The sequence below is a fragment of the Oscillibacter sp. 1-3 genome (assembly GCF_000403435.2).
In the GTDB taxonomy this organism is placed as follows: domain Bacteria; phylum Bacillota; class Clostridia; order Oscillospirales; family Oscillospiraceae; genus Oscillibacter.
Map to the genome: position 1 here is coordinate 294,252 of NZ_KE159711.1, position 9,188 is coordinate 303,439.

The following is a 9,188-nucleotide window of genomic DNA, read 5'->3' on the forward strand; positions in this document are numbered from 1 at the left end:
CATCTTTGCAGGAAAGATTAACTATTAGAAGTCACCCCCGCCAAAATGAAGGACGGTGGAAAAAGTTAGATGATTCAAAAAGGGTATAGCAAAGCAGAGGTCCAGGAGGACCCCGGATAGCTATTGAGAGGAATCAGATCGCTGGGCAATAAGGCTGTTTGGATCTCCAGAGCGAAGATACGCCGCACCAGTTTCTTATAAGGCGACGTTGCTTGCCGTTTAGCACATTCCCCGGAAACAGTGCAAAAATGGAGTAGGTGCTTTTAGCGTGTGATAACCATTCACAAGGGTTATCCAAATTTTATTTTTAAGACCAAAGTAGTATTGACAAGAAATTAAGACTGTGGTAGTATATTAGCGTAGCCACTACCACAGTCTTAAAAAGGAGGTGTTACCAAATGGACATTAAGCTGTTTGCTTCTGAACTGAAAGTGATGTCCGTCCTTTGGCGCGATGGCGACGTTCCCGCGAAACATATCGCCAAACTGCTGACCGAGGAATTGGGCTGGAATGTAAATACCACCTATACCCTGATTAAGCGTTGCATTAAAAAGGGGGCTATTGAACGCTCCGAACCCGGTTTCATATGTCATGCGCTTGTACCGCAGGCGGAAGTACAGGAGGCGGAAACAAACGAGCTGATCGACAGGGTATATGACGGCTCTGCCGACAAGCTGTTCGCGGCTTTGCTGGGGCGAAAAAAACTGAGTGCCGAGCAAATTGAAAAGCTGAAACAGATTGTTGGGGATTTGGAATGAGGTGGTGCAAATGAGCTTTGCGGGGGCCGTGATGATTTTGGCAATCACCATCATACGCGCCCTGGCGATCAGCTTACTGCCCAAAAAGACTTTCCTGGCACTTTGGGGGATAGCGGTTGCGCGGCTGTTGCTCCCGTTCTCACTCCCCTCCACGTTCAGCGTATATTCGCTGATAGGCAGTCAAACTTCCGGGATTGCCGCAACAAAAGTCCCACAGATTAACAAGGTTTTGCCGATTGATACGATAGGGCAAATGGCTACTATGCCCGGTGTCAACGCCAATTTGAAATTGTAAGAAAACGCCGAAGAAATTTTGTAGTTTTTCGGCGGGGGGGGGGGTAACAGAATCAGTTATTTCCTTGCAGGAAAAGAGTATTTACGATTTGCTGTTTCTGGCGCATAAATTCCTTGCGCTCCTTCAGGCGGTAAGACTCACCCTTGATGTTGATAACGGTGCAGTGATGCAGTACACGATCCAGGATGGCGGAGGCGATGGTGACGTCGGCAAAGACCTCGTTCCACTGGGAGAAGGTTTTGTTGGAGGTGAAGACGGTGGATGTTTTCTCGTACCGCCTGGCAATGAGCTGAAAGAACAGGTTTGCACCCTGGATGTCCATGGGGAGGTAGCCGATTTCGTCGATGATGAGCATCCTGTACTTGGCCAGAACCTTGAGCTTGTCCGGCAGACGGTTCTCAAAATGGGCCTTCTTGAGCTGTTCAATGAGCTGGTGGCAGTTGATGTAGTAGGTGGAGAAACGGTGCTGTGCCGCCACCAGGCCCAAAGCGGAGGCCAGATGGGTCTTGCCCACGCCGGGCGGGCCGAGGAAGACCACATTCTCCCCGTTTTCCAGGAAGCGCATGGTAGCCAACTCATCGATCTGGCGCTTGTCGATGGAGGGCTGGAAAGAGAAATCGAAGTCGTCCAGGGTTTTCTTAATGGGAAAGCCAGACATCTGGATCTGCTTCTCATAGGCCCGTCTCCGCTTGGATTTGGCTTCTTCTGAGAAAATGTGATCCAAAACCTCCACAATGTTGAGCTTGTCCGCCACCGCCCGTTCCAGGTAGTTGTCCAGAATCTCCAGGGTGTTTTTCATTTTAAGGGCTTCCAGGTTTTCCCTCAGCCTGTCCATAGTAAATTCAGTCATACAGCACCTCGTCATATCTGGATAAATCGGAGGGCTTCAAGGGGAAATCTATTACTTTGCCCTGTTCCAGCAGAACATTTTCCGCATCTATTGTCTGTTTCAGCGTAATCCTTCTATAGTGCTGAGGATTGACAACCATGTCCTTCCTTTGATACGATATTCGATGCAGAGCGATCTGCTTTCCCTCATAGTAGGCGGCCAGCATACTGTCGAGGGCCACGACTGCCACATCTTTGCCGATGTACTCCGCTGGCACGGAGTACTGATTCCCGGCGTATGAGATGAGGCAGTCTTTTTGTACCCGCCTAAGGTTGATCTTGTCGATGATGTACTCACGGGAAAGAGGACTCAGCCCCTCTTTTTGCAGCCGCTCAAAGGGAATCTCGTTGGTGGTGGCATGGACTTTGCCATTGACCTTATTACACCAAGCCAAGGCTTGTCCATTCAAATCTGCCAGGCTGTTGTACTTGATCCCGACCATGAAGTTGTCCCGCACAAACTGCACCGTCCGCTCCACTTTTCCTTTCGTCTGACCACGATATGGCCGGCACAGGATGGGTTTGAATCCATAGAATCCCGCGAAGTCCTCAAACTGCCGGTTTAGTGTGGAGTCCTCCTGCTTCAAAAGCCGCTTGATGACTACCTGCTTCATGTTATCGTACAGAATCTCCTCCGGGTAGCCTCCGAAATACCGAAACGCGTTCTGATGGCACCGTATCAACGTGTTTGTGCTCATATCTGTGACAAATTCGATGTACCGCATCCTTGAGTACCCCAGAATCATGAGAAAGCAGTACAGCTTCTTCCACTTTCCGTCCTCGTATACCAGGTGATCCTCGAAGAATCCCCAGTCCATCTGCCCTTGCTTTCCTGGCATCGTCTCAAACCGCACCGTTGCTTTCTCATTCAAGTCCATCTTCCGGCTGCTCACATACGCCTTGACAATACTGTAACCTCCGTCAAACCCCATCTCCCGCAGCTTCTCCAGTATCCGCAACGCTGAATACGGCGCCTCTTCCAGCCACTCGTCCACGATCTGCTTGTACGGGTCCATCTTTGTTGGCTTGGGTTCGCTCAATGTGTACTCCGGCTTCTGCGGCGATTCCGCGTACCGCTTTGCCGTCCGCGGGTCCATGTGGTACTTCCGTCCCAGCTCCACATAGCTCAGCCCTTTTTGTCTGTCGCTTCGGATATCCATCCACTGTGCTCCTTTCATTTTCTGACTCCCTTTCCGGGCTCTTTCTCGCCCTGATTGGGAGTCTATCTTTTTCCCTTCACCTCCGCCACTAAACTACATTTTTTCCTCGGCGTTTTCTTACATTTTATCACTGGCGCTGACAGTCCGGCCAAGGGGAACCGGCCGCACAGACAGCCGCCTCGCTTCCGCCGTTGGGCGCTCCGGCCTAAGCGGGTTCTTTAATGTAGACATGGCCTGTTCTCCTTATGTCAGCACCTTGTAGTCAGTAGACATCGGGATGCTGAAAACATTTTGTTGAAGGCGGCTCATAAGGCATCCTCCTTGATTTCCCACTCTTTCATATTGAACTGCCAGAGAGGATACGCCTCGAAAGCGTTACAGGAAAAGCCAAGGTCTTCTTCTCCTGTTACTCTGCCAGCTGTTGCGCAGACCTCCCATTCTTCTCCTTGATCATTTACCAGAATCATACCGGCCTTGATCTCTTTTCCGTTTCTGTCTCGATATTCCATTCGTTTCCTCCCTACGTCAGCGCCTTGAAACCCTTGGGCGTCAGGATGTTGAAAATCATCTTATTGGCAATGGTCTCGTGGATCTCCTCGCCCATGTGCTTCCCATGGGAGTTGAACCGCTCCTCGCTTTCCCTGCGGACCACTTTGACAATCCGGCCTTTGATGATATGGGGTGAATCGCACTCGATCAGCCCGTTGATCATGCCGGAGCCGCCTACCAGCCCGATCTGGCTGATGGAAAGCGGCAGAAGGGGCCGCTTCTCACCATTGTCCAGTTCGCTTCGCCGGGACATCATCTCCGTAAAGCTGGCGGAACGCCGGAGCTGCTGTTCCAGCTCTTTCCGGTTAAATACCGCTCCCTGGAACATCGGGACCTCCAGGAATTGTTCCGGCAGGGCATACCGGTCCTCCGGCAGCTCCGTCAGGCTGGGGATGGCGGCGGGATCTTCCGCATACCGTTCCAGCCAAAAGGTATCCTGGGGCTCCCGGTCCCGGTGTTTTCGGATACCGAATACCGCCACTTGCTTGAACTTCTTAAACTCGGCGTCGGTAAAGCGCCAGACGGAGAGCCCGTCGAAGTTGTCTACCAGTACCCGGCAGATGTCCGGCGTCAGGCGGTAGTAGGGGATGACGTAAATCAGCAGTCCGCCGTAGGCCAGAGCCGGAAGGGATTCAATCAGCAAACGCTTCTCATGCCGTGACTTCCCGCCGCTCTCGCCCAGAACGGACAGATACGGCGGGTTCAGGAACAGCAGATGGAACGCCTCCCGGCTGATCTGGCTGAAAAAGAAGCTGCCGAAGCCCACGCGATGCAGTCTCGTTTGGGCTTCTTTCGCCCGGCTTTCGTCCAGCTTCACCCCGTAGGCGTAGCAGTTATTGCCCTGGGCAATCTGCCGCAGGGCCTTGCCGCACCCGCAGCAGGGGGCCCGGAGATTCGTGGTAACGCCCTCCGGGAACAGGATTCCGCGGAGCATCAATGCGATGTTGTCCGGGTCCGTGGGGTAGTAGCCCAGCTTGATATTGTTCATGAGCCGCCCAACAATGGCGGCGTTGGTAGTGCCCTCCACTGGAAGTCTTTGGGCAAAGGCATGGAGTGTGTCATAGACGGGCCGGTAATTGCCGCTCATGAGGTTGAAACCAAACAGGCCATCCCGGAGCTTTCCGGCGGTGGCGGCGGTCTGGTACTCCTCCGCCTCCGTCAGAAGCAGACGGGTCTCCCCCAGAACCTCCGCCAGATCACGGCGGACGCTCAGCAAAACGTCAAAGGCGTCCTTGGCGGCGGCGAGGTCCGCAGTCCGGTACTTTCCCACCCTGGCCTGCCAAACGACCAACGATTGGGACAGGTTCAGGAGGCGCTTTTGCGCCTCACGAAGCTGTTCCACCGCGTAATACTGCGGCCCGTCTCCCCGCAAGGGGGATGCGACGGCTCTAAGCGGCATAGCCGCTAAGAGTCCGTCCAAAGGCTGCCCGGTCGTATCGACCGCCGTCGTGCCGCCCATGGACGTCAGCCTCCTTTCTGAGCGCGCTGAACTTTTCCAGCAGCTCGGAGTAGGAAAGCGTCTGCAGATCCTTCACGGTCAAGAAGTTGTTGTGCCCGCTGGAGTAATCCCGGATATTGCGAACGGTCCGGTACAGCAGCACACGCTCCCTGTCACAGCAGGGCTGAGAAAGTTGGACATAGATACCGTTGTTCTTCCACATTCCGATCAGAGAGCAGTCGCCGGAGACAGCGATGCCGCCGGGATTGGACGAAACTGTGGCGTCCCGGAGACCCAGGTCCTTGGACAGCGCCCGCAGGAACACCTTGCCCAGGTTCAAAAAAGTCTTTTTCGCCCCGTTGGGGCCGCTCTCCCGTTCGCCCCAGATATACCCGATGTCCTGGCTCAGCAGGTCCGCCAGACGGCGCATGTTGTTTTCCTGAGATTTCACAGACATAGCAAGTCCTCCTTATAAAAATGGGCAAGGGGCCGCATGGTCCCTTGCCTTCAAAGACGGTCAAGCCGCCTTGTCTCTGTTTTTCGTTTCTTCGCTCGTTTTCTGTCGGATGACAAAGCGTTTTCCGCAGCAGGCCCGCAGATGGAATATCCCATCCGAACCCAGCACACCGCTGTACTTTCGTTCCAGAAGGGTTGTCCGCCCGTCTTCCGTCGTGACAGTCCGCTCCAGCACGAACCTCTCCCGCATAGCGCTCACGCGGCGGGGCAGTCGATGTGCCCGGCGGAGAGGTTGAGCACAGGGGCGTTCTCCTCCGGCATACTGGGGATGATCTTCAGCGTGTAGCCGGAGTCCCGCAGCAGCTTGAAGATGGCGGTGATTCGCTCCAGCTCTTCGTCCCTGGGCGCTTCCGGCCTCTGGGCAGGAGGCACCGCCTCTGCCTGCCGGTACTCAGCGCCCCGGACCTCTCTCTTCCGAGGCTGGGTCAGGGACATCCAGAGTGACCGCAGGGCCGAGGCCAGCAACAGCCGGAAGAGGCTCCGCTTTTTCGGCGCCAGGACGGCGACCTCCCGGGCGTCGATCTTCCCCACCTCATGCAGGGCCACCGCCAGCCGGTCCGCCGACACGTAGTCGGCGCAGAGATAGCAGGACACTGCGGCACTCTCCGAGGCAAACACCTCCGCCGCCTGGACCCGTTTGACAGCCAGCCGCAGGCAGTACACCGAGGCGGCCTCAATTTCCCGGACGCAGAAGTCGTCTGCCGAGATGGTCCCGGCAAGCACCAGGCCGCCGCCGCTGATGGTTTGGGCTTTGAGGCCGTGGGCCACGGTCAGGACGCCGTTTACCACCAGATGCTCCGTCTCCAGCGAGTCATAGTTCAAAGCCTGCCCCTTGGGGATGTACATCGTTTTCATGATCTTCTCCTTTATTTATTCTGATTTGGACGGCCAACCAGCCTGCCTTCGCGGTCCTTCACATAGTAGTGACAGTCAAAGACCATTCGGTAGTCCTCTTTTCCTGTTGCTCCACAGCTCTCACAGACCCACTCCTTAGTACGGAGTTCGTCCGTTACCTCATTCGCTCCATAGTGCAGAGAATTGCCGCAGATCGGACAGATCTCCGGCTCGTCGATAGGACCATCCTCCAGCCTGATGCCGCAGTGGGCGGCGTAGGCCAGCAGCTCAACGCTTTTCAAGCCGGCAAGATCCCTTGCGGCCTTTACCACGCCCCGAGCCTTATCCGCCGCGAAAAAGCCGGACAGCAATTCCGCGACAGAGGCATAAAGCTCCTGATCCGTACTTCGGGTAATCGTGTTCCGACCACACTGTTCAAATATCTCCAGGCCCAGGTGAAAGGTCACCGGGTCCTTGGAATAGAGCTTTTGAAATTCCTTGTAAGTCATCGTTCTCTCCATTTTTTTACGCTGCCATCAGGCCGTGGAGGCGTACAGGCAGTACCATGGCGAAATCGTTTCGGCCCTCCGCTTCCAAAATGATGGGGCCAAGTCCGCCGCTGAGCTTTATTCTCACACGGGCTTCCTCCTTGAATTGGTTCAGAGCGTCCTTCATGAACCACTGGTCAAAGCCAACCGCAAGTCCGCTCACTCCATCAATTTCCACCGAGGTGAAACACTTGGATTCCGTTCCGTCAAAGAACAGACGCCCTTCGCAAAAGCATGCCGTAAGGCGATGCTGTTTGGGCTGGAAACCCTCCAGATAGTCCAGCTCCCGCAGGAACGCCTTTGGTTGGGGAAACGTAGAACTCCTCCTGAAACTGCTTGGGTACAGCGTTATGCAGAGGGAACGTATCTACGCCCTCCTGATCACAGCAGATAGACACATTGTCCGAGGACAGCCAGATATGGTGCACCCCTATCTGCACAAGGGCATCGCTGTTATCCATGAGCTTCAAAAACGCCAGGGACTTTCCCCAGGTCATAAAAGGCCTTGGGAAAGTCAAGGCCGGGTCTGTATCGCAGGCAGCCTGGTGACCGTCCACGGTAAACACATCGTTCCCACTGAACTGGACGCAGGTCTGCTGTGCCCGCTCATTGCCCCCCGGGACTCACGCACAGCGTATTTCACCCGCTCGATCCGACTCAGCAGAGCCGCGGCGCTTGTGGTGAAGGACACCGCCTCCTCTTCCGGCCTGGGAAGCTCCGGGTGATCCTTGGAGGGGAACGTATCAAAGGTCCCAGACCTGTGGCCGCTGGTGAGTGTCACGGAGGGATAGTCCGACTCGCTGTCGTGCATCTCCAGTGTCAGCTCTCCCCGGTAATACCGGCAGGACTTTGCTACTTCCTGGGGTTTCTGGAACATGAAGGCGAAATCCTCCCCCAGGCGGGCACGGTCACAGTCAGCCAAGTGGTAAAGTCCGAGCCTGTCAGAAAACAGCGCCCGTTCCTGAACTGAACGAGAAGTCCCTCCAGGACAGGAATTTGGGATTTCTGAATTACTTTGCTCACGTTGTTCAGCGCCTCCGAGAAAGCGCCTGCGTCTACAACAGCTCTCATGCCGCCCTCCTCCTCTGTTTTTCCAAAACTGTCTGCATCTTCACCGTCCGGGTTGAGAAATCCGTCTACCGGACCAGGCTCTCGCCGTGGGCCAGGATACTGTACACCATATCCACCACCGCCGTGGCCGCCGTGATGTTGGCCGCCATGCTCTGGGGGGCGGAGACGGAGGCCTCGGTGCAGGAAAGCTCCGAGGGAAACTTGTCTGTATCCCGTAGCATCTCCGGCTGCACGCCGCCGATGGGTTTGAACACGGTATGTTCATTCCGCCGTACGCCGCAGACGATCTGCCCCGTAAACTCCCCGTTGCCGCTGTCGATGTACACTAGGCCTTGGACTGGTAAAACGCCTGATGGCAGAGCTGACGGGACTTGTTGTTGTCCACCGCGCCCAGCAGGATCACCATTTCTTTTGTCTTCTTATTAGGAGTTTTCATCCAGTTCCCATTCGTTGGGCTGGATCAGCTCCATCAAGGTCTCCAGCTTTTCAATGAAGGCGGGAACGTACTCTGCCTCCAGGCCAAACACCGTGGAGTAGCGTTCCGCCAGAACCCGGGCCTTGTTCTCGCCCAGGTCTGCCGGGGAGAAGTTCTGCCGCAGCAGGTTCTTCTCCTCCACCTTATCGCCGTCGCAGATGATATAGCGGGTGGGGCGGCCCAAAGCGTAGAGCAGGCGGTACAGATGAGGCGCAATATGGCCCCCGGTGCCTCCGGCGCCCAACTGGACGATTTTCACAGGTACATTCATCGGGTACTTTATAGCCGCGTCTCCGAGGCGGGAGGCAGGAACCCGCCGGGCCTTACAGGAAAATTGCGGAAGGGCTTTTTATGCTCCCGGGTTACATTCTTTGCCCACTCCTGGGGAAAATCGTGCCTCAGCCCTTCGATGACCTCGCCGGGGTCGATCTCCACAAAGGAGCCGCCGCAGGAGATCCGGGCCTTGATGTCCGGGAAAAAGCGGTCCAGCTCTCCCATCACCAGATACAGCCCGGTGCCCCGTTCGTCCCGGTCGTCCACAGCGGAGAAAAACGCCTCCATGCTGTTGTGGCTGTGGATGTCGGCGTAGTGTCAACGCCAATTTGAAATTGTAAGAAAACGCCGAAGAAATTTTGTAGTTTTTCGGCGGGGGGGGG

The 9,188-nt window shown here is 55.5% G+C and carries 14 protein-coding genes; 2 read left to right on the plus strand and 12 right to left on the minus strand.

Annotated features, from left to right (window positions below):
* The first annotated feature begins 398 nt into the window (after positions 1 to 398).
* Entirely contained in the window at positions 399 to 758 is a 360-nt protein-coding gene (locus C816_RS19710; RefSeq protein WP_016324176.1) for a BlaI/MecI/CopY family transcriptional regulator, read from the plus strand.
* Positions 759 to 768: 10 nt separating this feature from the next.
* Positions 769 to 1,053 (plus strand): M56 family metallopeptidase, encoded by a 285-nt coding sequence (locus tag C816_RS19715; RefSeq protein WP_016324177.1) that lies wholly within the window; start codon positions 769 to 771, stop codon positions 1,051 to 1,053.
* A gap of 52 nt (positions 1,054 to 1,105) precedes the next feature.
* Here C816_RS19715 and istB read toward each other — a convergent pair whose 3' ends face one another.
* From istB to C816_RS19775, 12 genes are all read right to left on the minus strand, one after another.
* Positions 1,106 to 1,903, minus strand: a complete 798-nt coding sequence (istB, locus tag C816_RS19720) for an IS21-like element helper ATPase IstB (protein ID WP_016320839.1) — start codon at positions 1,901 to 1,903, stop codon at positions 1,106 to 1,108.
* A complete protein-coding gene (gene istA, locus C816_RS24030; RefSeq protein WP_016320838.1) occupies positions 1,896 to 3,101 on the minus strand; it encodes an IS21 family transposase in 1,206 nt (401 codons plus the stop codon). Before istA ends, istB begins: the two co-directional genes overlap by 8 nt.
* 305 nt (positions 3,102 to 3,406) lie before the next feature.
* Positions 3,407 to 3,610, minus strand: a complete 204-nt coding sequence (locus C816_RS19730) for a hypothetical protein (RefSeq protein WP_016324178.1) — start codon at positions 3,608 to 3,610, stop codon at positions 3,407 to 3,409.
* An 11-nt stretch (positions 3,611 to 3,621) separates the two neighbouring features.
* Positions 3,622 to 5,109, minus strand: a complete 1,488-nt coding sequence (locus C816_RS19735) for a DUF6094 domain-containing protein (protein ID WP_242832287.1) — start codon at positions 5,107 to 5,109, stop codon at positions 3,622 to 3,624.
* Positions 5,039 to 5,545: a hypothetical protein gene (locus tag C816_RS19740; protein ID WP_016324180.1), complete on the minus strand. Its 507-nt coding sequence runs from the start codon at positions 5,543 to 5,545 to the stop codon at positions 5,039 to 5,041. Before C816_RS19740 ends, C816_RS19735 begins: the two co-directional genes overlap by 71 nt.
* A gap of 254 nt (positions 5,546 to 5,799) precedes the next feature.
* Entirely contained in the window at positions 5,800 to 6,459 is a 660-nt protein-coding gene (locus tag C816_RS19745; RefSeq protein WP_016324181.1) for a hypothetical protein, read from the minus strand.
* A gap of 11 nt (positions 6,460 to 6,470) precedes the next feature.
* Positions 6,471 to 6,947, minus strand: coding sequence for a hypothetical protein (locus tag C816_RS19750; protein WP_016324182.1), 477 nt, complete (start codon positions 6,945 to 6,947; stop codon positions 6,471 to 6,473).
* Positions 6,948 to 6,963: 16 nt separating this feature from the next.
* Positions 6,964 to 7,149, minus strand: coding sequence for a hypothetical protein (locus C816_RS19755; protein WP_040656249.1), 186 nt, complete (start codon positions 7,147 to 7,149; stop codon positions 6,964 to 6,966).
* Between the two features lie 351 nt (positions 7,150 to 7,500).
* Positions 7,501 to 7,908 (minus strand): hypothetical protein, encoded by a 408-nt coding sequence (locus tag C816_RS19760; RefSeq protein WP_155979114.1) that lies wholly within the window; start codon positions 7,906 to 7,908, stop codon positions 7,501 to 7,503.
* A gap of 214 nt (positions 7,909 to 8,122) precedes the next feature.
* The gene (locus C816_RS25235) at positions 8,123 to 8,383 is read right to left on the minus strand and encodes a hypothetical protein (RefSeq protein ID WP_016324185.1); all 261 of its coding nucleotides are present in this window, start codon (positions 8,381 to 8,383) and stop codon (positions 8,123 to 8,125) included.
* 96 nt (positions 8,384 to 8,479) lie between these two features.
* The gene (locus C816_RS25240; protein WP_016324186.1) at positions 8,480 to 8,803 is read right to left on the minus strand and encodes a ThiF family adenylyltransferase; all 324 of its coding nucleotides are present in this window, start codon (positions 8,801 to 8,803) and stop codon (positions 8,480 to 8,482) included.
* A gap of 8 nt (positions 8,804 to 8,811) precedes the next feature.
* Complete coding sequence (locus C816_RS19775; RefSeq protein WP_016324187.1) at positions 8,812 to 9,093, minus strand: hypothetical protein; 282 nt, start codon at positions 9,091 to 9,093, stop codon at positions 8,812 to 8,814.
* Positions 9,094 to 9,188: the final 95 nt, after the last annotated feature.